The sequence below is a fragment of the Arthrobacter sp. NPDC093128 genome (assembly GCF_040683875.1).
In the GTDB taxonomy this organism is placed as follows: Bacteria; Actinomycetota; Actinomycetes; order Actinomycetales; family Micrococcaceae; genus Arthrobacter.
In genome coordinates this window covers 32,926-52,771 of sequence record NZ_JBFBEY010000023.1, presented here as the reverse complement: position 1 = coordinate 52,771, position 19,846 = coordinate 32,926, and the positions used below count along the sequence as shown (strand labels likewise).

Below are 19,846 nucleotides of genomic sequence, written 5' to 3'. Positions count from 1 at the left end.
TAGCCGGCCATGGAGGAGTTGTCGACACCGTCACTGAGGACGGATCGGTGCTTGGCTCTGGCGCGGTGGAGGCCGGAGGCGGGACTGCTATCCCGAAACGGACGGCTGGGTCGTTCACGGTGTAGGCCAGTAAGCGACAAGTCGCGTGGAAGACTCCGGCCCGTCGCAGCATCGCCCCAGCAGATGACGTAATTCCCTCTTGTCATGGACTTAAACCTGAAACCTGAATATTATTCATATTAGTGGCGAAGCCACCATCCCACTTTCAGTGCGAAACCGAAGGAAATTACATGGCGAAAAATATCAAGGTTGTACCCACCCAAGACTATGACGACGTCATCTCTGCCGTCTCCGAGTACGTCGAGGGCCTCCGCGTTGGAAGTTCGAAAGGCGTGGCCCAGGCATTCAACCCCGACGCAGTAATGTACGGCTTCACCAACGGCAAGCTGCTGGGTGGCACGATCCGCAATCTCTTTGACTTTGTGGACCAAAACGGCAGCGCCCCGGACATCAAGACCCGGCTCGACATCCTCGCCATCACGCCCACCACTGCGGTAGTTCGCGTCGACATGGAGAACGATGCAATCGGCGCCGACTACACGGACTTTCACACTCTGCTGAAACAGGACGGCAGATGGACGATCATCGCCAAGGTTTACCACCAGTACGAAGACTGAGTTCGCCCCTCGGTCACGACCGACTAGGTGGCTATCGGTAAATGACGCAAAACGCTCGGCCGGGGTTTCCCAGCCGAGCGTTTTGCGTGGGCGGAGGTGTCGAGGTCGTCAACAGGAATATAAACGGACAGATCCGTGAATTCGAGATGTACTGGCGCAGCGCCTGGGCGGCTGCCACTATCGATCCTCGACGCGGGCCCTACAGCAACCAGGTAAGCGAAAGCGGCCGTTGCCACTCCCAAAAACAAGGGGGTGGCAACGGCCGCTCGGAGACTCGCCACTCGATGGCCGCCACCTATTGGTGCTTAAAGTGTTGCCAGCGCCAACAGGCCGCGGTCACTGGCCCTGGACAATGACGGCACGGTAAGTCGAACCACGCCACCGGTGCTGGACGATACCTTGATATTCCGGGCTGTCGTACCACGCACGAGCATCTTCCATCGTTGGGAACTCCACAATCGCAACGCCCTCCGGAGCCGGGCCCTCAAGTACATCCTGGGTTCCGTAGGCGGCAATGACCTTCGCCGGGTAGGGGTCGAATGTCTTTCCTACGGCTGCACTGTACGCCGCCATTTCTTCGGGGTCATGGGTTTCTTCATGTGTGAACACCGCATACACCGGCATAGTTTGGCTCCTTTTTTGGTAATGGATACTGGAAGGGCTCGGCTCAGGCACCGGTAGGGGCGCTCTCCGGCAACAACTTCATGTGCTTGAGCTCATCCCAGAACGCTTTTGGGGCCGTCCTGGAGGCGGCCGCAAGGTTGCTTTGGATCTGGCCCACGGTTTGGGCTCCCAAAACTACAGAGGCCACTGCGGGATGCATACCGACAAATTCAATGGCGGCAGAGGTGAGGTCAACGCCATAACGTTCGCCAACTTCTTCGATGGCCAATACCCGCTTGATGACACCCTCGGGGACCGCCTGGTAATCATAGGTGAGGTCCCGCCCCTTTGTTCCGGAAGCGAGGATGCCCGAGTTGAACACACCTCCGGCAATTACAGAAACATTCCGCTCCTGGAGTTCGGCAAAAGCCGCCTCCAGCGGTTCGTGATTCAGCAGCGTGTACCTGCCGGCAATCAGCGAGCAGTCAATGTCGAATTCGCGGGCCACCTCAAGGACCGACTCAGTCTCGTTGACACCTAGTCCGATGGCGGAAACGGCCCCGGTCCTGCGCAGTTCATCCAAGGCCTTATAGCCGCTAGCGCGCAGCTGACCCCAGTAGATGCCCGCAGCGTCGCCGTGCCAAGCCTTGCCCAGGTCATGCACAAGAAGTACATCGATGTAGTCGAGGGCAAGCCGCTGTTGGCTGTCTTCAAAGGACCGCATTATTCCGTCGTACGTATAGTCGTAAGTGTCCAGAAACGGCAGCGGATCCACCCAGTCAATGCCGTAGACAGTTTCCTGCTGCTTGACGCGGCCGGCGGGTTTGAGAACCCGCCCCACCTTGGTACTTACGACCACGTCCTTGCGGATGCCGAGTTCACGCAATGCGTGCCCCAAGTAGTACTCCGCCTTACCAAAGCCGTACATCGGGGCGCAATCAAAGTGGCGGATGCCGCCCTTAAAGGACGCATCTACAACGTCTTCAAAATCCCTATAGCTTGCCGTGGTTCTGAATCCTGCCAACGGCACAGTGCCTAGACCAAGGGTCGTCACCTCCACTGGCGATTTCCCAAGCTTCCTCGTTTCCAGGTTGACCATCTCCCACCTTCCGCTTCTGTCAGGGTTTGTGACGCGCAAAGCAGTCCGGAGAACCTCACGCTGAGCGTCAGCATCATGCTAACTCAAAAATATGAAACAAATTCAGCTTTCGGATTAATAACTGTGTGTTACGCCACACTCGCTGCGCCCTCAGCCGGCGCCCCGGACCACCGAGAAAGCCGCGACGCCCGAAGCTCGATGGCGCCATCTATTGCCGAAACATAGTTGATACCCCATACTCACAAATACGAAACCCGAACGTGTTTCACTTTCTCTATGACCGCTACCACTTTGTAGCGGTGCCGCAGACACTCCCCTGCTGCCCCAGCCATCGCTACAGCACCCTGGCGCGGAGGCACAGACGAGGAGGATGCGGGAAACTCCCGGCACAGCTCAAGGCCCATCGACCCAACCAGGCCAAAGACTGGACCGCACCATCCCCCAATGACCTTCGGTTGCTCCCCCACTGCTAACCGGAATCCCCACAGAAGGACCCCCAATGGAAACGTCCAGTATTTTACCCGTCGCCCCCGAACGCGAAGAGGTGCACCGCCTCAAACCTGGTTCCCTCGGACTCGTCGGAATCCTCCTGCTGGCCTTTTCCAGTGCTGCGCCACTCGTGGGATGCCTGGGGAACATCCCCCTCGCCGTAGCATTCGGGAACGGAGTCGGTGCTCCTGCCGGGTTCATCGTGGCAATGATCGTTCTCCTGTGCTTCGCCGTTGGTTACGTGGCGATGACCAGGCGGCTAAGCGCCACGGGGGGCTTCTACAGTTTCATCAGCAACGGCCTTAACAAGCCCCTTGGTCTCGCCTCGGGACTTTCGCTGATGCTCGGCTACCTGTGCGTTCAGGTGGCCGTTCTCGGGGCGATCGGATACTTCGGGGCCGCCGCACTCGAGCAGTCCCTGGGAATCAAAGTGCCGTGGCTGGTTATCGCCGGGATTGCCCTCGTCCTGGCCGCGGTCGCCTCGTACTTCGGCGTAGAACTCTCCGCCAAAGTGCTGGGGGTTCTCTTTGTTTTCGAAATCGCCATCCTCGCGATCGTCAATGGGGCAATTTTCATCAGTGGCGGGCCGGAGGGAGTCAGCTTGGAGCCCATCAATCCACTGAACGCCTTCGGCGGGATCGCACCGGGCATCGGCATCTTCTTCGCATTCTGGTCTTGGCTCGGATTCGAAGTGGTCCCCAACTACGCAGAGGAGTCCAGGAACCCCAAGAAGCTCGTTCCATTGGCAACCTATCTTGCGGTAATCGGCATCGGCTTGATTCTCTTCATCACGGCATGGGCCACAATAACCGGCTTCGGTACGGGCAGTGTGGTCGAGGAAACCACAGGACAATTGGGCCAGTCCTACATCTCCCTCGCCCACACCTATGTAGGGGCCTGGGCCGCGGACTGCATCAACGTGCTTGTCATTACGGGGTGCTTTGCTTCGGTCCTTGCCTTCCACCAGACCGTCTCGCGTTACATCTACGCCATCGCCCGTGAAGGGGTTCTCTTTCCCAGCAAGCTAGGCCACACCCATTCCCGGTACGGAAGCCCTCATCACGCGGCAGTTGCCACCTTCTTCGGCGCAGCCTTGATCCTGGGACTCTTCACTGCCTTTTACTTCGCTGCCCCCTCCGCCCAGGAATTCGCCGGAAACAACTTCAACACTGCCGCATATTCAGAAGTGTTCGGCTGGTTCGCCATAGCCTGCACATTCTGGGTCATGGTCAACCAGATTCTCTGCTCCATCGCCACCATCCGCTATCACCGCCTTCCCGCCCACCGCGAGCATTTTCACTGGTGGCGCACGTTGGTCGCCCCGGGTGTTGGCGCGATCGGATTAGCCGGCGCACTCTACCTGCTGTGGTCGAATCTCAGCACCCTTGGCGGCGACATCATTTGGGTAAGTCTCATCCCGTGGTTCTGCATAGGTTGGTTCGCATTAAGCCTTCTTGTCGCCTTCTGGCTGCGGTCAAACCGCCCACATGCCTACGAGAGCCTGGGCCGAGTACTCTCAACCACCGCCGAAGACGCCTGATAAGCAACGCTCGACATCCTTACCGGACAAAGGTCGCCCCTCTCGATCACGCGAGGGGCGACCTTCCACCTTTTGCGTCGCGTTCGGGGTCAGCAGCGAGAGGGGCAGTCGGAGAACACCTTTAGGCACTGGACAGGGTGATCGTAGTATTGTATTACTGTATGAAGGGGTATCGGTCGAGATCTATGTCCCCCAAATAGACCGCAGAAGACTGGAGACGAACGATGAAGTTCATGGGTGCTGTTCTGGAGACTGTAGGTGCATCCACGCCTTGGCAGGAAAGCAAGCCGATCACCGCGCGGGAGCTTGAACTGGACCCCCCTGGCCCCGGCGAAGTTCTTGTCCGGATGGAGGCTGCGGGCGTATGCCATTCCGACCTTTCGCGCGTCACCGGGGTCCGGGAGTGCACGGTCCCAATGCTCCTTGGACATGAAGGCGCTGGAATCATCGAGCAGCTGGGACCTGACTGCGACGAGTTTGAGCCAGGGCAGAAGGTCACGATGACGTTCATGCCCCGCTGCGGTCGCTGCAGCGCCTGCACCGGGACAGGCTGGGCACTCTGCCTCGAAGGGACAGCTGCAAATGCCGCCGGCACTCTCTTGCAGGGCGAGCGACGGATCCGGATGGACGGCAAGCTGATCGATCACCATGGCGGGGTGTCAGCGTTCGCCGAGTACGCCGTCGTAGACAAACACTCACTGGTAGCAATACCTGATGCAGTACCTTCCGACGTCGCCGCCCTACTCGGCTGCGCGATCCTGACTGGCGGTGGCGCCGTACTGAACGCAGCCAAAGTCCGTGATGGTGAGTCTGTTGCCATCGTCGGGATGGGTGGTGTGGGCCTTGCAGCTGCACTTGTCGCCCGCGGTGTCGGGGCGTCCACGATCGTGGCCATCGACATGGTGCCCTCAAAACTGGAAAAGTCTCTCGAAATCGGAGTGACGGAGGCGATGACTCCAGAGCAGGCAGCGAAGGCCGGCGCGAAATTCGATGTAGTCATTGAGTGCGTCGGAAACCCCCGCGCCTTGGAATCGGCGATCGCCCTGACCAAGCCTGGCGGTCGGACCGTTACAGTAGGCTTGCCCAATCCCGCCGCCAGGCTGGAAATCAGCCCGCTCAGCCTCGTTGTCGAGGCAAGGCAGATTATCGGATCCTACATGGGTTCAGGGATCCCCGCGGATGACATCAGGCGCTACGCCCAAATGTACCTGGAGGGCCGGTTGCCCGTTGAGAAGCTGATCTCAGGAACCATCGCACTCGAAGATATAAATTTTGCGATGGATGAGCTCAACGCGGCCTCCGTAATCCGTCAGATCGTGACTTTCGGGAGCAACGACTGATGAACTTTGACGGACAAAGCATCATCGTGACCGGCGGCGGAAGCGGAATCGGACGCGCGACGGTGCTGAAGTTCGCTGAACTTGGCGGCCGGGTAGCCGTGGCCGATGTCAGTCTAGACGCAGCCAGGGAGGTCTCCTCCCTGGCTGGCGGGGGCAGTATTCCCCTCCAGGTCGATGTAAGCGACGCAGCCCAGGTACGAGCGATGGTTGATGAGACCGTCGCCGCCTTCGGTGGTATCGACGTGCTTTGCAACAATGCCGGCTTCGGATTTCTCGGGACCGTCGCCGACATCGGCGAGGCTGACTGGGACCGTCTGATGGCCGTGAACGTCAAGGGAGTTTACCTCTGCTCCAAATACTCGCTTCCGGCGCTGGCGAGGTCGGGAGAGGGACGGATAGTCAATACGTCGTCATACACCGCTGCCGTCGGGATCCCGAACCGCGCGGCATACGTCGCTTCGAAGGGCGCCGTGTCCGCGCTTACCCGGGCAATGGCCCTTGACCACGTCGGCCAAGGGATCCGCGTGAATGCCGTGGCCCCTGGTACCGTCAACTCCCCCTACTTCAATAAGATTGTCGGCGAATCAGCCGATCCCCAGGCTGTTCTGGAAGAACTGAACGGCCGCTCCCCCATGCACCGCATGGGGGAGCCGGAAGAAATCGCCGCCGCCATAGTCTGGCTCGCGTCCAAAGAGTCCAGCTTCGCGACCGGATCCGTCCTCACCGTGGACGGCGGGACGTCATCGTGGTGACGACGTTAGCCGAGGGTGCGTCGTGAACACAGAGAACGACAAAGCGATACGCCCGAAGGACCCGACCGCAGACACCTATCAGGTCATCGCAGTCAGAATGGGAACCAGAACGACCCTTCGCAGCGATGTGTACCTGAACTATCATCTCTACGGCGAACGCGACGGTCCGGCAGTCGTGGACTACTACTTCTGGGTCATCCGCAACAACCGCCACACCGTCATCGTCGACACCGGATTCAGCGCAGCAGCCGGCTGGAAACGCAACCGGGATCTGCTCATTCACCCCCGCGCCGCGCTGGAAGAGCTGGGTATCGACCCGGCCGCAGTACAGCACGTGGTCCTCACTCACGGCCACTACGACCACATAGGCAACGCCAATATCTTCACGGGCGCCACCCTGCACATGGCCGAAAGCGAATACCGGTTCTGGACCTCGCCCACCGCAGCCCACACCCAGTTTTCCTACTTCTCGGAACCCGAGGAGCTGGACCATCTGCGCATCAGCCACGAATCCGGACGGTTGCGTCTGTTCTCCGGCCGCACCGAACCGGTCCCCGGAGTGGAAGTCGTGGAAGTGGGCGGTCACACCCCTGGCCAGTCCGTGGTCTACGCGCCCACCAGTGAGGGGCTGGTCCTGCTCGCCTCAGACGCCGTTCACTTCTACGAGGAACTCGAAAGAGATATGCCTTTCATCGCTGTCAGCGACCTCCCAGCGATGTATGGCGCGTTCCAGCACATCCGGGAAGAATCCAGAACCCGGAAGATCATCATTGTCCCGGGCCACGACCCTGAGGTCCTGCACCGCTTTGAGCCTTTCGCAGCTGGCCTACACGGCAACGCCATCACCATCGGACAGCACCAAATGCCCGCCTAAGGAGAAATAGCCATGGCAACCAGCACCTTTGAAGTCGTTGCAACATATACCGCCATCCAAGGCCGCGAACAGGAAGTCCTCGCCGGCCTGCAAGACCTTGCCCAGGCAAGCCGCTTGGAAGAGGGCAACCTCAGTTACGAGTACTTCCAAGGAGTCGAGGACCCCTTAAGAATCATCATTCTGGAGTCTTACCGCACAGCCGAAGATTTCCAGGCCCATCGGGATTCAGAACACTTCCAACGCATCGGCGTCGGAACGATCATCCCTCTTCTGGAAAACCGGGCTGTGTCCACGTACGAGTCCATAGATGACTGACTGGTTCATTCGGACGGATTCACCGGGGTACGAGCCCTTTTCTTAGGCCACTAAACAACAGATGGAGACTTCAATGTCGTCGCCCACCACTTCCTTGCGCCAGCCAGCCGCATCGTCCGGCTCCGGACCGGAAAATCAGCTGCTGGCTTCTGTTCCCACCGGACTGCTGATCAACGGCGAATGGCGCCCGGCGGCGTCCGGGAAGACGTTCGACGTCGAGGACCCCGCCACCGGGAAGGTCCTGCTGAGCATCGCTGACGCAGGACCCGAGGACGGCAAGGCCGCCCTGGACGCGGCCGCTGCCGCGCAGGACTCCTGGGCACAGGTCCCGGCCCGTGCGCGCGGGGAAATCCTGCGCCGTGCCTTCGAAATGGTCACGGCGCGTGCCGAGGACTTCGCGCTGCTGATGACCATGGAGATGGGCAAGCCTTTGGCCGAGGCCCGGGGCGAGGTCACCTACGGTGCCGAGTTCCTGCGCTGGTTCTCCGAGGAAGCCGTCCGCGCGTTCGGCCGCTACTCGGTCTCCCCGGACGGCAAATCCCGGCTCTTGGTCACCAAGAAGCCCGTGGGCCCCTGCCTGCTGATCACCCCGTGGAACTTCCCGCTGGCCATGGCCACCCGGAAGATCGCCCCGGCCGTCGCAGCCGGCTGCACAAGCGTGCTCAAGCCGGCAAAACTCACACCCTTGACCTCGCAGCTGTTCGCCGCCGTGATGCAGGAGGCCGGCCTGCCCGCCGGCGTGCTGAACGTCATCCCGACCTCGACGGCCGGTGCCACCACCGGGCCTTTGATCAAGGACTCCCGGCTGCGGAAGCTTTCCTTCACCGGCTCCACCGAGGTGGGCCGCCGGCTGCTCTCGGACGCCTCCGAGACGGTGCTGCGGACCTCGATGGAGCTCGGCGGGAACGCCCCGTTCGTGGTCTTCGAGGACGCCGACATTGACGCCGCCGTCGCCGGGGCGATGCTGGCCAAGCTGCGGAACATGGGCGAGGCCTGCACCGCGGCGAACCGGTTCCTTGTGCACGAGTCCGTCGCGGCCGAGTTCGCGGAGAAGTTCGCCGCCAAGATGGCGGACATGACCACCGGCCGCGGCACCGAAGCGCACTCCAAGGTCGGTCCGCTCATCGACGCGAAGAGCCGGGACAAGGTCCACGAACTCGTCACCGACGCCGTGGCCTCCGGGGCCGTGGCCGTGGCCGGCGGCGGACCGGTGGACGGGCCGGGCTACTTCTACCAGCCCACCATCCTCACCGGCGTCACCGAGGGCACCCGGATCCTGTCCGAGGAAATCTTCGGACCCGTCGCCCCGATCATCACCTTCACCACCGAGGACGACGCGATCCGGCTGGCGAACAACACCGAATACGGCCTGGTCGCCTACGTCTTCACCAAGGACCTGAACCGCGGCATCCGGATGGGCGAACGCCTCGAGACCGGCATGCTCGGCCTGAACGCCGGCGTCGTGTCCAACGCCGCCGCACCCTTCGGCGGCGTCAAGCAGTCCGGCCTGGGACGCGAAGGCGGCCTCGAAGGCATCGAGGAATACCTCTACACCCAGTACATCGGCATCGCCGACCCCTACGCCGTCTAGCAACCGCGGCATCCTAAACCGCCGGGGCCTCCCGTGCTCGAAACCGGGAGGCCCCGGTATCCAACTGACCGACACATGTCGCAGAGCAAAGGCACTCTGCGGCCAGCAACCGAAAACAGGCAGGCACCCGGCCGGGGATACCGGCCGGGTGCCTGCCTCCCGGTTTAGAAGCCAGCCAGGACTTGCTCCCTTTGGGAAGAGCACGTGAGCTGGAGGATCGGAATGGAAACTCAGGCTGGCTGGCCAGCCAGCGCCTTTGCCGATTTAGCGGGACCCTCTGCGGCGCTAAAGCTGGCCAAGGCGATTTCTCCTGCGCGCTGAACGTGCGCACGGCAGAGCCGGCTCGCTTCGTCGGCGTCGCGCCGCCTGACCGCCTCGACGATTTCGTCCAGCTCAGCGACGGTCTGCTTAAACCGCCCGGGCGACGACAATGTCATCCTCCGCAGCATGGTCACACGGTTGTTGAGCTGATGGAGCATTTGGGCGAGTACATGGTTTCCGGACCCTGCAAAAAGCACATCATAAAAGCCGTTCTTTGCCTGCAGAACATTCTGCTGGCTGGCCTCGATGCCAGGTTCGTGAAGAGCGCGAACAGAGGCAGCCAAGTTTTCGATCTCGTCCTCGGATGCCCTTATAGTAAAGCTGTAAGCGAGGTGACCCTCGATGAGTTGCCGCGCCTCGTATATCTCTCGAGCGTCCTCTTCAGTGATGACTGCCACCGAAGGACCCTTGTGAATCACATTGGTAATCAGGCCTTCGGCCTGAAGCTGCTGCAGCGCCTCTCTCAGAAGCGTCCGACTTACGCCGAGCTTGTCACATAGGTCCCGCTCTATCAGCTTTTGCCCGGGCTGGAACGCACCGTAGAGGATGGCATCCCGCAGCGCTGTTTCAGCCCTCTTCCGCAAAGACATGTCTTCCCGTTGCAGTCGAAGTCCAATTGGCGACTCCATAGCACCCTCCCAGGTCAAATAATCGTTCAGACCAATGTACTACGCATCCCCTCCTATGCGCCATAATGACTGGCGATATGATTGTAAGACGATAAATGTGGCCACGTGGGGTGACTCGCGGCAGAACGCAGCCTCTCTCCCTTGCCCTTGCAACCGAAAGAGGCTATTGCATCCGGACGCCGGCCCTCCTATACTCGTCAAAAGATAACTATTGTCTGACAAAAGTGCATTGAGACAATCAGCGTTAGTAATTCTTGATCATCTCCAGGTCCTCCTTCGGCTAGTCGGAAGACAGACACTGGAGCGGAGATCGGCCCAAAGGAAAATGTAATGGTCAAAGACGACCTGAGCGTCTGCTCAACTCCTGGAACCCCTGGGACGGCCGCTGTCGGCACCCGGTACCTTCGCGGGTGCACGGATCACCGCGGAGACAGGGAGGGGCTGCGACTTCAGGCCCCGCACTCATCAAGCTGGCGGCTCCTTCTGCTGGCGCCCGCATCGGCGTCACCCAGCGAAGAACTGTTCACAGCCTCCCGCACTTCCAAGCAGTAGGAGAATCATAATGGCCGATTCGGCACTGAGCTCCCCGTTTGAGTCGAAGCAGACTACGGCTGGGAATCACGAACCAACTATCAAAATCCATCAGGTCACGAAGGCCTTTGGTGAAACACGGGCCTTGCGAGGTGCGACGTTCTCCGCGGCCGCCGGCGAGATCCACGCCATCGTGGGGGAAAACGGCAGCGGCAAGAGCACGCTGGCGAAGATTATGTCCGGCATTGTCCTACCCGATGACGGAACAGTGAACGTCAACGGCCGCCATGTGACGAGCCCTGCCGAGGCCCTCAAGACAGGCGTCGCCACGGTCTTCCAGGAAGTACTGGTGGCCGAAGGTGCAAGCATTGCCGACAATGTGTTCATTGGCTCACAGGGCGTATGGCGTTCCGGAACCCCGAGGAAGGAACAGGTTCGGCGTGCCGCAGACCTGCTGGAGTCTCTTATGGGGCACCCCGTCGATGCGTCGGCGCTCGTGGAGACACTCAGCCTGGCAGACCGGCAGTGGGTAACTATAGCCCGTGCGCTCGTGCGCTCCCCCAAGGTAGTGATATTTGATGAGTCCACGGCCGCGCTCGACCTTTCGGGTGCGGCCAGGCTGTACGGAGAAATGGAACGGCTCCGTTCGGAAGGAGTCTGCGTTGTCATCGTCACCCACCGCATTGCGGAGCTCACCACCTTCGCAGACAGCGCCACCGTACTCCGGGACGGCGTCGACGTCGGAATACTCAGGGGCGATGAGATCACAGAGACCCGCCTGATCGAATTGATGACCGGCGTGAAGGCCAAGGACGGTCTGGCTGCCGAAAACCATCGTCAACATACATCAGGCGGGGACAGCAGCGAAGTAGTTCTTCAGGCAGCCGGCCTCGTGGCGACAGCTGGAGCCCGGCCATCGGATTTCGCCCTTCGCGGCGGTGAAATCGTGGGCTTTGCCGGCCTCGACGGTCAGGGCCAGGCTGAGTTCCTTCAAGCCCTGACCGGTGTTCGAACAGCGGTGGCCGGCGAGGTCTCCGCTGTCGGCAAGGACGGCCGCCAACGCGGCATTGGCTCGTTGGCCGAGGCCATTGCGGCAAAAGTCTCATACATTTCAGGCGACCGGCGCAAGGAAGGAATCTTCCCGAACCTGAGCATTGCCGAGAACTTTGGGATGCCCTTGTACCGGCACAACCGAAGGCTCGGGATCATCGACCGAAACGCCATCACCGCATGCTTCAAGGAGATGGCCGGCACGTTGAAGCTGCGGGCCGGTGCACCTTCGGATCCCATCACGTCGCTCAGCGGCGGCAACCAGCAGAAGGTGCTCATTGGCCGAGAGCTGGCCCAGGATCCGCGAGTGGTAGCCCTCAACGATCCCGCCCGGGGAGTTGACATAAGCACCAAGCGTGAACTCTACGCCCAGCTCGACCGCCTGGCCCAGAACGGAGCCGGGATCATCTACCTCTCGACCGAAATCGACGAGCTCATTGGCCTCTGTGACCGCGTGGCTGTCTTCCGCGACGGTGCCCTCCTCGGCTGGGTGACCGGCAGAAGCATCACTTCCGACCGGATTCTCGCGGGGATGTTCGGTCACCTTGAATCCGACTTCGACGTCGAGAAAGCACTGGTGGAACAGGCATGAAACCACAAAGCAAATTTGGCCGGCTGACAGGCCGCTCGTCGTATTCGTTCGCCGCGTGGGGCTTGCTGGCCGTGCTGCTGATCGTGTGCGCGGTCCGGGCCCCCTACCTCTTTACGGCCAGCGGGATCGGCGGATTGCTGGTCTCTGCGGTGCCTCTCATTCTGGTCGTCATGGGACTCACAGTAACGGCGCTGGTGGGCAGCGGAGTCGACCTTTCTGCGGGTCCCTTGATGATCTTCGTTAACGTCACCCTCGTCCGTGTCCTCTTCGATCACCAGATCGGTTCGCAGGCGGTGGTCATCGCGTGGGCACTTGGCATTGGCGTCGTCATCCAGGTAGTTCAGGCAATTGTCATCACTGTCGCCAGGATTGAACCTGTGATCGTGACTCTGAGTGCGTTTCTGGCACTGTCCGGCATCAATCTCGTCATCCTCACGCAACCCGGTGGCCAGGCTCCCCGGTGGCTCGCCGAATGGGGCTCGGGGCGATCCATACTAGCCCCAATGACTGTCGTACTGATCATTGCCATCCTCGGCTGGTGGGCTTTCACGAGGACCCAGCTGTTCACCAACCTGCGGCTTGTCGGCTCGAATCAGCGGACCGCGTTCGTCAGCGGAGTTCCGGTGACCATGGTCAGGGTTGTGGCACACGGAATTTCCGGACTACTTATTGGTGCCGGCGGCCTTGCCTATACAGGACAGATAGCGTCGGGCAACCCGACCCAAGGCGGAACCTACACGCTGGCCGCCATCACGGCCCTCGTTCTGGGGGGAATCAGTCTCGCCGGCGGACGCGGCGGAGTACTTGGCTCAATCCCTGGTGCCATCGCCGTCACGCTGATCTCCTTCACACTGACAACTTTCTCACTAGGATCACTAGCTTCATTCGTAGTGCAGCTGTCCTACGGTCTGATTTTGGTGCTGGCCCTCCTGGTCAGCGTGATCATCCCGGCACTGTGGCGCAAGCGCCAGGAGGTAAAAGCAGCATGACAACCATCAAATCCCAGCCACTGGCAGCCCGGGTTCCGTTGCTGTCCAAAGCCTCGGGCCAGAAGAACATCATCCTGGGCCTCATCATGCTGGCAGCGCTCCTGGCTGTCGGCGCCGCGACCGTCCAGGGATTCCTGTCCGGCTCGAACCTCCGCTCGATGCTCCTCTTGGGGGCCTTCCTCGGCCTTGCCTCGGTGGGCCAAACCCTCTGCGCCCTTCTCGGCGGGCTGGACCTGTCCATTCCGTATCTCATCGGGTCCGCCAACATCGGAGCCCTCTACATGATCAGTTCCGGCGTGCCGGCCGGGCTTGCCATCATCATTACCCTCGTTCTCGGCCTCCTTGTGGGAATTCTCAACGGGTTGATCAGTCTCCACCTCCAGAACCAGGCTCTCATCGTTACCCTGGGCGTCGGATTCGCAACGGTGGGCGCAACGCAGGTTCTGACCAGCGCGGGTGCTTCAAACGCCGGTGGCACCAGCGGCGTCGTGCCTGAGTGGCTGGCAAACATCTCCTCGCTAAGTGGCGAAACATTGGGCCTGCCCGTCCCCCCGGTAATCCTTATCTGGCTCGTTCTCGCCGTCGGGCTGGTGCTCATCATGCGATCCACCTGGTTCGGACGCAGCACGTACGCCTTGGGCGGAAACCGTTCAGCAGCGCGACTGATGCTGATCTCAGAGTCCCGTCGCTGGATTACCGTCTATGCCCTGAGCGGTCTGTTCTCGGCGGCGACGGGAATTCTGTTGCTGGGCTTTACCGGCGGAGCCTTCGTACGGGTCGGCGATCCGTATCTCTTCCTCACAGTGGCAGCTGTCGCAGTGGGCGGCACCTCTCTTCTCGGCGGCCGGGGTGGATACGGCAGCACCCTCGTAGGTGTGCTTGTGCTGATGGCGCTGACCTCCCTGCTGGTGGGCTACGGGCTGAACAACAACGCCCAGCAATTTGTCCTTGGCCTGCTTATCGTGCCGCTGGTCGGCTTCTATGCCCGCAATCCGCACATCAGACAGCAGATTTAGCATCCCTCAAATAGATGAAGAGAAGCCCAACGCAGAAATTCAGGCGGCGGATTCGCAGTAGAGCCCGCCAAGACCACAAAGGACCGATGTTGACTACCAATCACGAGACCCCAGTCAAAACCGAAACACACAATGAGCAGTGGCACGCAGGGATCACTGTGCGCAGAGAGGTGCTTGGAGACTCCTATGTCTCGGAGTCTCTCCAACGCACAGCAGGGACCGAAAGCGAAGCCCTCCAATCACACATCACAGAAACAGTCTGGGGGGCGGTATGGACGCGGCCTGGGCTGGACAGACGCAGCCGCAGCCTGCTGAACATCGGAATGCTGGTTGCCCTCAACCAGCACCACGAGCTGGCCGTACACATCCGCGGCGCCCTACGCAACGGACTAACCAGGGACGAAATAGTGGAATCCATCGTCCATGCGACAGCGTACTGCGGGGCGCCAGCGGGACTCGCAGCCATGCGCGTCGTCCAGAAAACACTCGACGCCGAGACTCTGGCAGCCGGCGGGGCCGAGGCCGCACCGGCTTAGGAAGCTTTCCTGCCGCTAGATACCCGTCCTGGGCACAGACCTGTGGGCGGGTATCCGGCTGCCGGATGTCACCCATTCTCATCACCGATCATGCACAAAGGAACACAATGACAAGCAAACTCAATCACTGGATCGACGGTCGGTCGGTAGTGCCCGCAAGCAACGAATACCGCGTCGGCGACAACCCGGCCACCGGCGGCGCCGGCGCCGAGGTGGCGCTGGGCAACATCGATGACGTCAAAGCCGCCGTAGCGTCCGCGGAAAACGCGGCTCGCGCCTGGCGCAGGTTTCCCTCAGCCAAGCGTGGAAGACTTCTCGGAGACCTTGCGCGCCTCATGCGGGAGAAGAACCAGGAGCTCGCAGAACTTGAGATTGAAGATACCGGAAAGCCATTGGCTGTCGCCCTGAGCGAGGTGGAAAACTCCGCAGCTTATTTCGAGTTCTATGCCGGCCTGGTAAACCTGCCGGTGGGCGATGTCCTGGACGTTGACCCGGACCAGCACATCTACACCCGCAGGGAACCGTTTGGCGTCATCGGCATCATCACGCCCTGGAACGTCCCGATGAACCAGGCGGCGCGAGCATGCGCTCCCGCCTTGGCTGCCGGAAATGTCGTAGTCGTGAAGCCTGCCGAAGCATCATCGCAGACGACGATCGCCCTAGCCCAGCTCGCCAGCCAGGTGGGCTTTCCAGATGGCACTTTCAACGTGGTACTAGGCAAGGGATCCGAGGTCGGTACCGAACTTGTTCGTCATCCCTCCGTCCGCAAAGTCGCGTTTACCGGATCGGTTGCCGTCGGCCAGACCATCGGACACATCGCCGCCGACCGTGTGATCCCTTTGACATTGGAGCTCGGCGGCAAGTCCGCCAACATCGTCTTTGAAGATGCCGATCTCAAGTTTGCCGCCTCCGAAGCAGTCCGCGCCTTCACCACCAACGCCGGCCAGATATGTTCAGCCGGCACGAGACTCCTTGTCCAGCGGTCAATTCACGACGAATTCGTCACAGCGGTGGCAGACATTGTGCGGGAACTGCGCCCGGGGAAAGAAGTGGGTCCGATGATCACCCGCGACCAGTACCAGCAGGTCCAAAAGTACTTCGACGTGGCCAACCAAGAAGGGATGCAGGCGGAAGTCGGCGGGAACCTTCCCGACGACGAGGCACTGCGTGGCGGCTTCTACGTAAACCCCACGGTCTACTCGAACGTGGATAATTCCGCCACCCTCGCCCAGGAGGAGATCTTCGGCCCGGTGCTCGTTGCGATCCCCTTCGACACCGAAGAGGACGCTATCCGCATCGCCAACAACTCCGACTTCGGGCTGATCTCAGCGGTGTGGACCAAGGATATCTCGAGGGCATTCCGGGTTTCAGAGGAAATCGAAGCGGGGCAGGTCTTCATCAACACGTGGTCGACCGGAGCCGTCCAGACGCCCTTCGGCGGCCACAAGTACAGTGGCTACGGGCGGGAAAAGGGCATCGAGGCCCTCAACCACTACAGCCACCTCAAATGTGTGGTCGTGGCCTATTGAGCTGAGCCCGTTGCGAAGCTGAGTTCCAGCAGTGGTTCCGAAACCTCGCAGATAGTCCCTAAGACTAACGCTGACATTAGAAGGCCTTCGTTCAGGAGTATTTGAACGAAGGCCTTCTCAGTCCCTGGGACTTTGACCAGGCCGAGGAATGGTTCTGGAGAACAGGACCGATGGTCGTGGGCCGATTCTGGACACGGTCACGCCTTTGGCAGACGCCGGTCTTGCCCGCCTTGGGATCCAACGAACGGGGTCTGCAATAGGCCAGGGGGTCCTTGTTCTTCGGATGGGAGTTTGCGCCGACGGGGACAGTTCCGGGGCTCGAGCAGCCGATGCCTTGACGCAGGTATACGAAGATAGCGGCGCGGTCCGTTTTGACGCACCTGCCCAGTCAACGCGAGGAAGAGGTCCTTACGACATATGGTCGTAAGGACCTCTTCTTGCTCCCAAGAGCTTCGCGTCGACGGGCATACAAGCCGCAGTGGCAAAACCCGGGACGTCAGTAGGCTGTCTGAAGCAACTTTCGGACGTCTTCAGCGGTCACAGTCCGGGGAGCCTGGCGAATGACCGCCTCAGCCTCTCCCATTGTTGCCCGGACAACGTTCTCGAGGGCTTCCGGTGATAATCCAAACTCCCCTATCTGACGCGGGACCCCCAGTTTGTCGAACAGGCGTTCCATTTCCTCGGGAGCGGAGAGCGGAACCGAGGCACCCCGGGCCTCGGCGAGGACTTTGGCCATGACACTTTGCTGGGGCCCGGTTGCGTCGGCGTAGAACCGCATGACGTGCGGCAAAGTGATGCAGGACGTAACACCATGCGGAACTCCCGCTGCTCCCAACTGGTGTCCGATGGCGTGGGAAAGTCCCACCGGCACGTTGTGCACTCCGACCAGCGACATCCAGGCTGCCTGCTGGCACCGAAGGGCTGCCTCGTGGTTGGTGGCGTCCGCTGCGGTTCGGGGTAGATCTTCTGCCAGCATGCGGAGTGCTGAGGTGCAGAGGGCGGTAGTGAACGGGTGGGAGTTGGTCGCGTAGGCAATTTCGACCGCATGATCGATTGCTCTCACCCCGGTGGTGGTCCAAAGGTTCCGTGGCGTCAAAGCACACAACTCCGGGTCCAGCACGACGGTATTCGGTGTCAGCGCCAGATACCTCGTGAGCTCTTTGGTGTCAGTGCTGTCATCGACGAAAGCGGCCACACCATTCCACTCTGCCGCCGAGAGGGTTGTAGGGACAGCGATAACGGGAAGTGGGACTCCCTTCAGCTCCGGAAGACCGTGGGAGATGCTGTAGTGAAGGAAATCGTGAGCTTCATGGATTCCCTCCCCTACCCCCAGCGCGGTGAGCTTGGCTGCGTCAATAGCCGAGCCTCCGCCTATTCCAATGACCACATCCGCGTTCACGTTCTGGGCGATGTCCACGAGCTCCGCCAGCCGCTTCACCGGGTTATGGGCCTCGACCCTGGTGTAAACGCCCGCCGCCTTTTCTCCCAGAGAACTGACGAGCTCGCCAAATTCCGGGCTGGCGCCTAAGGTCCTGCCGGTCAGCAGAAGCGCGCGTTCCAGGCCGCGCCGCTTAAGTTCGGCAGGAATCTGTTGCAACGAACCTTTGCCCTCGATGACTCGTTCGATGCGGGGCATTTCGAAAACTCGTGGCTGACTCATGTATACCTCCAATAGGGAAGGGCACGCCCCGTCTTCGAGGCGTGCCTACTCCTGTTATCTAGTTTTCGTGTCCTGCTGAGGACCCGGGTGCCGGGATGGGGCTCAGGCCCCACCGGCTGATCACCGCCGGCTGCCCGCGGCCTCGGCAGCCTTGGATGCAGCCTCGGACGGCGGCACGGAGGGAATACCAGATTCCGCCTTGTCGGCTGACTCGGCAGCCCGGGTCGCAGGGGGTGCCGTCGGGGCTGTGGCGGCTGTTGCGGTGGATTCTGCTTCGTTCAGGTACGCCACGGCATTGGCGCCGGCCACCCGACCGAAGGTCATGGACCGGATTGACGACGTTGCCGGCGGGTACTCGTGGTAGAAGAGGCCCGTGATTTCGCCGGCCGCATAGAGGCCAGGAATCACGGCGCCGCCACCGGAGATCACGCGGGCGTCGGTGTCAACCTTGAGTCCGCCGTAGGTGAACGTGATTCGGGCCTCGAGCGGGTAGCCGTAAAACGGACCGGACTCGATCTTGTTCGCCCAGTTGGACTTCGGCGGTGTGATGCCGCTGGTGCTCAGCCCGTCGAGAATCTCAGGCTGGAAGGGGCCGCCCGGGGTTGAGTAGTTGAACTCCCGAACCGTTGCTTCAACAGCCTCCGGATCCAGGCCCAGCTTCGTGGCGAGTTCGGCGAGTGTTGCGCCTTCCTCGGGTTCCAGATCGGTGGTCTCGTAAACCCAGCCCGGGCGCATCCGCTCCATGACGGGCTTGTCGGTGATGAAGTAGGCCTTCTGGTTCTGGTTCTTCCAGACTTCATAGGCCAGCAGTTCGAAGTGTGCGAAGAGGTAGTCCTCGCCCTCGTCAAAGAAGCGCTTTCCCTCCTGGTTGACGCAAATCCCGTAATTGTGGCCCCAGATCACTGCGTCCGGTCGGCTGGTGCGCGAGTCGACGACCTCGGAGTGGAACATGTCGAACTGTCCTGCCGTGTCGGCTCCGATGTCCATGGCCATCCGGATGCCGGCGCCCTTGTTGCGGTGCAGGCCCGGAACAATCGGCTTGATGTCGACCGCGTTGTTCCCCAGGTACTGAGTGAGCATCTCGGGGTTACCTTCAAAACCGCCCGAAGCTATGACGACGGCCTTGGAGCTGAGCGTCTTCAGCAGGCCATCCTTGCCGCGCACGACGACACCGTTTACGCGGCCTTCATCGGAGATGCTGAGCTTGACTGCCTCGGTTTCCCAAAGGACCTCGGCGCCGTCGAACTTCTGGAAATGAGTAAGGAGGTTGTTCACAATCTGAAGCCCGCCGCCGACTGGCCACTTGATGCTCTTGTCCGTTTCGTATTCGAGGGCTACGTCGTTTTCCCAGTGCTGATACAGCTCGACGCCATGAGCCTCCAGGTATTTGATGGTGCCCGGGACTTCGCGCTCAAGCGCCAGGCAGTACTCCAGGTCGGCCAAGCCCTTGGATGTCTCCTGGACCCGGTCCTTCCACGACTCATCGAGTCGACCGTCCTCGTAGACGCGCAACCAGGCCATGGTCCAGCGTGAGCCTCCGGAGCGCTCATCCTCTGCGCCGACCTCCACAACGGCAACGCGGCCTGATCGGCCTTCCTCGGCAGCCTTCTCGCAGTAGCTCAACGCCGCCGAGGCGCCAGCGAATCCGCTGCCAATCACGACCAGATCGTATTCAGACATTTTCGTGTTCTCCGTTCCATCATCTTTGATGTC

17 protein-coding genes are annotated in these 19,846 nt (G+C 60.9%); 12 read left to right on the top strand and 5 right to left on the bottom strand.

The annotated features are described in order from the left end of the window. Nucleotides 1-290: 290 nt before the first annotated feature. Nucleotides 291-677 carry a nuclear transport factor 2 family protein gene (locus AB0N24_RS22340; protein WP_364129216.1) on the top strand — a complete coding sequence of 129 codons (387 nt, stop codon included), beginning with the start codon at nucleotides 291-293 and terminating at the stop codon, nucleotides 675-677. Nucleotides 678-1,013: 336 nt separating this feature from the next. Here AB0N24_RS22340 and AB0N24_RS22335 read toward each other — a convergent pair whose 3' ends face one another. Then, nucleotides 1,014-1,301, bottom strand: a complete 288-nt coding sequence (locus tag AB0N24_RS22335) for a DUF1330 domain-containing protein (protein WP_364129213.1) — start codon at nucleotides 1,299-1,301, stop codon at nucleotides 1,014-1,016. Between the two features lie 43 nt (nucleotides 1,302-1,344). Next, nucleotides 1,345-2,379 (bottom strand): aldo/keto reductase, encoded by a 1,035-nt coding sequence (locus AB0N24_RS22330; RefSeq protein WP_364129210.1) that lies wholly within the window; start codon nucleotides 2,377-2,379, stop codon nucleotides 1,345-1,347. Between the two features lie 499 nt (nucleotides 2,380-2,878). Between AB0N24_RS22330 and AB0N24_RS22325 the strand changes: the two genes are divergently transcribed. The 6 genes from AB0N24_RS22325 (at nucleotide 2,879) to AB0N24_RS22300 (ending at nucleotide 9,280) form a co-directional block, all read left to right on the top strand. Next, a complete protein-coding gene (locus AB0N24_RS22325; RefSeq protein WP_364129207.1) occupies nucleotides 2,879-4,408 on the top strand; it encodes an APC family permease in 1,530 nt (509 codons plus the stop codon). A gap of 224 nt (nucleotides 4,409-4,632) precedes the next feature. Next, nucleotides 4,633-5,748, top strand: coding sequence for a zinc-binding dehydrogenase (locus AB0N24_RS22320; protein ID WP_364129204.1), 1,116 nt, complete (start codon nucleotides 4,633-4,635; stop codon nucleotides 5,746-5,748). After that, nucleotides 5,748-6,500 carry an SDR family oxidoreductase gene (locus AB0N24_RS22315; RefSeq protein ID WP_364129201.1) on the top strand — a complete coding sequence of 251 codons (753 nt, stop codon included), beginning with the start codon at nucleotides 5,748-5,750 and terminating at the stop codon, nucleotides 6,498-6,500. The genes AB0N24_RS22320 and AB0N24_RS22315 overlap by 1 nt, the downstream gene beginning before the upstream one ends. A gap of 97 nt (nucleotides 6,501-6,597) precedes the next feature. Next, nucleotides 6,598-7,374 carry an N-acyl homoserine lactonase family protein gene (locus AB0N24_RS22310; RefSeq protein ID WP_364129198.1) on the top strand — a complete coding sequence of 259 codons (777 nt, stop codon included), beginning with the start codon at nucleotides 6,598-6,600 and terminating at the stop codon, nucleotides 7,372-7,374. A gap of 12 nt (nucleotides 7,375-7,386) precedes the next feature. Then, nucleotides 7,387-7,689: a putative quinol monooxygenase gene (locus AB0N24_RS22305; RefSeq protein ID WP_364129196.1), complete on the top strand. Its 303-nt coding sequence runs from the start codon at nucleotides 7,387-7,389 to the stop codon at nucleotides 7,687-7,689. A 73-nt stretch (nucleotides 7,690-7,762) separates the two neighbouring features. After that, nucleotides 7,763-9,280, top strand: a complete 1,518-nt coding sequence (locus AB0N24_RS22300) for an NAD-dependent succinate-semialdehyde dehydrogenase (protein WP_364129194.1) — start codon at nucleotides 7,763-7,765, stop codon at nucleotides 9,278-9,280. Nucleotides 9,281-9,510: 230 nt separating this feature from the next. Here AB0N24_RS22300 and AB0N24_RS22295 read toward each other — a convergent pair whose 3' ends face one another. Then, nucleotides 9,511-10,230, bottom strand: coding sequence for a GntR family transcriptional regulator (locus AB0N24_RS22295; protein WP_364129191.1), 720 nt, complete (start codon nucleotides 10,228-10,230; stop codon nucleotides 9,511-9,513). Between the two features lie 676 nt (nucleotides 10,231-10,906). Between AB0N24_RS22295 and AB0N24_RS22290 the strand changes: the two genes are divergently transcribed. From AB0N24_RS22290 to AB0N24_RS22270, 5 genes are all read left to right on the top strand, one after another. After that, nucleotides 10,907-12,403: a sugar ABC transporter ATP-binding protein gene (locus AB0N24_RS22290; protein ID WP_364129188.1), complete on the top strand. Its 1,497-nt coding sequence runs from the start codon at nucleotides 10,907-10,909 to the stop codon at nucleotides 12,401-12,403. Further along, on the top strand, nucleotides 12,400-13,392 hold the full coding sequence (locus tag AB0N24_RS22285; RefSeq protein ID WP_364129186.1) for an ABC transporter permease: 993 nt from the start codon (nucleotides 12,400-12,402) through the stop codon (nucleotides 13,390-13,392). The genes AB0N24_RS22290 and AB0N24_RS22285 overlap by 4 nt, the downstream gene beginning before the upstream one ends. Continuing rightward, complete coding sequence (locus AB0N24_RS22280; protein WP_364129184.1) at nucleotides 13,389-14,408, top strand: ABC transporter permease; 1,020 nt, start codon at nucleotides 13,389-13,391, stop codon at nucleotides 14,406-14,408. The genes AB0N24_RS22285 and AB0N24_RS22280 overlap by 4 nt, the downstream gene beginning before the upstream one ends. A gap of 14 nt (nucleotides 14,409-14,422) precedes the next feature. After that, nucleotides 14,423-14,944: a carboxymuconolactone decarboxylase family protein gene (locus AB0N24_RS22275; RefSeq protein WP_364129181.1), complete on the top strand. Its 522-nt coding sequence runs from the start codon at nucleotides 14,423-14,425 to the stop codon at nucleotides 14,942-14,944. Between the two features lie 107 nt (nucleotides 14,945-15,051). Further along, the gene (locus AB0N24_RS22270; protein WP_364129178.1) at nucleotides 15,052-16,473 is read left to right on the top strand and encodes an aldehyde dehydrogenase family protein; all 1,422 of its coding nucleotides are present in this window, start codon (nucleotides 15,052-15,054) and stop codon (nucleotides 16,471-16,473) included. Nucleotides 16,474-16,969: 496 nt separating this feature from the next. On the opposite strand, the gene AB0N24_RS22265 is transcribed toward AB0N24_RS22270, so the two are convergent. Both AB0N24_RS22265 and AB0N24_RS22260 read right to left on the bottom strand, forming a co-directional pair. Continuing rightward, on the bottom strand, nucleotides 16,970-18,133 hold the full coding sequence (locus tag AB0N24_RS22265; RefSeq protein WP_364129175.1) for an iron-containing alcohol dehydrogenase: 1,164 nt from the start codon (nucleotides 18,131-18,133) through the stop codon (nucleotides 16,970-16,972). Nucleotides 18,134-18,253: 120 nt separating this feature from the next. Beyond that, the gene (locus tag AB0N24_RS22260) at nucleotides 18,254-19,813 is read right to left on the bottom strand and encodes an FAD-binding protein (RefSeq protein WP_364129173.1); all 1,560 of its coding nucleotides are present in this window, start codon (nucleotides 19,811-19,813) and stop codon (nucleotides 18,254-18,256) included. Nucleotides 19,814-19,846: the final 33 nt, after the last annotated feature.

What these genes read in the sequence shown, in the direction of transcription:
- AB0N24_RS22340 (WP_364129216.1), top strand. Translation starts at nt 291, where the DNA reads ATGGCGAAAAATATCAAGGTTGTACCCACCCAAGACTATGACGACGTC.
- AB0N24_RS22335 (WP_364129213.1), bottom strand. Translation starts at nt 1,301, where the DNA reads ATGCCGGTGTATGCGGTGTTCACACATGAAGAAACCCATGACCCCGAA.
- AB0N24_RS22330 (WP_364129210.1), bottom strand. Translation starts at nt 2,379, where the DNA reads ATGGTCAACCTGGAAACGAGGAAGCTTGGGAAATCGCCAGTGGAGGTG.
- AB0N24_RS22325 (WP_364129207.1), top strand. Translation starts at nt 2,879, where the DNA reads ATGGAAACGTCCAGTATTTTACCCGTCGCCCCCGAACGCGAAGAGGTG.
- AB0N24_RS22320 (WP_364129204.1), top strand. Translation starts at nt 4,633, where the DNA reads ATGAAGTTCATGGGTGCTGTTCTGGAGACTGTAGGTGCATCCACGCCT.
- AB0N24_RS22315 (WP_364129201.1), top strand. Translation starts at nt 5,748, where the DNA reads ATGAACTTTGACGGACAAAGCATCATCGTGACCGGCGGCGGAAGCGGA.
- AB0N24_RS22310 (WP_364129198.1), top strand. Translation starts at nt 6,598, where the DNA reads ATGGGAACCAGAACGACCCTTCGCAGCGATGTGTACCTGAACTATCAT.
- AB0N24_RS22305 (WP_364129196.1), top strand. Translation starts at nt 7,387, where the DNA reads ATGGCAACCAGCACCTTTGAAGTCGTTGCAACATATACCGCCATCCAA.
- AB0N24_RS22300 (WP_364129194.1), top strand. Translation starts at nt 7,763, where the DNA reads ATGTCGTCGCCCACCACTTCCTTGCGCCAGCCAGCCGCATCGTCCGGC.
- AB0N24_RS22295 (WP_364129191.1), bottom strand. Translation starts at nt 10,230, where the DNA reads ATGGAGTCGCCAATTGGACTTCGACTGCAACGGGAAGACATGTCTTTG.
- AB0N24_RS22285 (WP_364129186.1), top strand. Translation starts at nt 12,400, where the DNA reads ATGAAACCACAAAGCAAATTTGGCCGGCTGACAGGCCGCTCGTCGTAT.
- AB0N24_RS22280 (WP_364129184.1), top strand. Translation starts at nt 13,389, where the DNA reads ATGACAACCATCAAATCCCAGCCACTGGCAGCCCGGGTTCCGTTGCTG.
- AB0N24_RS22275 (WP_364129181.1), top strand. Translation starts at nt 14,423, where the DNA reads ATGAAGAGAAGCCCAACGCAGAAATTCAGGCGGCGGATTCGCAGTAGA.
- AB0N24_RS22270 (WP_364129178.1), top strand. Translation starts at nt 15,052, where the DNA reads ATGACAAGCAAACTCAATCACTGGATCGACGGTCGGTCGGTAGTGCCC.
- AB0N24_RS22265 (WP_364129175.1), bottom strand. Translation starts at nt 18,133, where the DNA reads ATGAGTCAGCCACGAGTTTTCGAAATGCCCCGCATCGAACGAGTCATC.
- AB0N24_RS22260 (WP_364129173.1), bottom strand. Translation starts at nt 19,813, where the DNA reads ATGTCTGAATACGATCTGGTCGTGATTGGCAGCGGATTCGCTGGCGCC.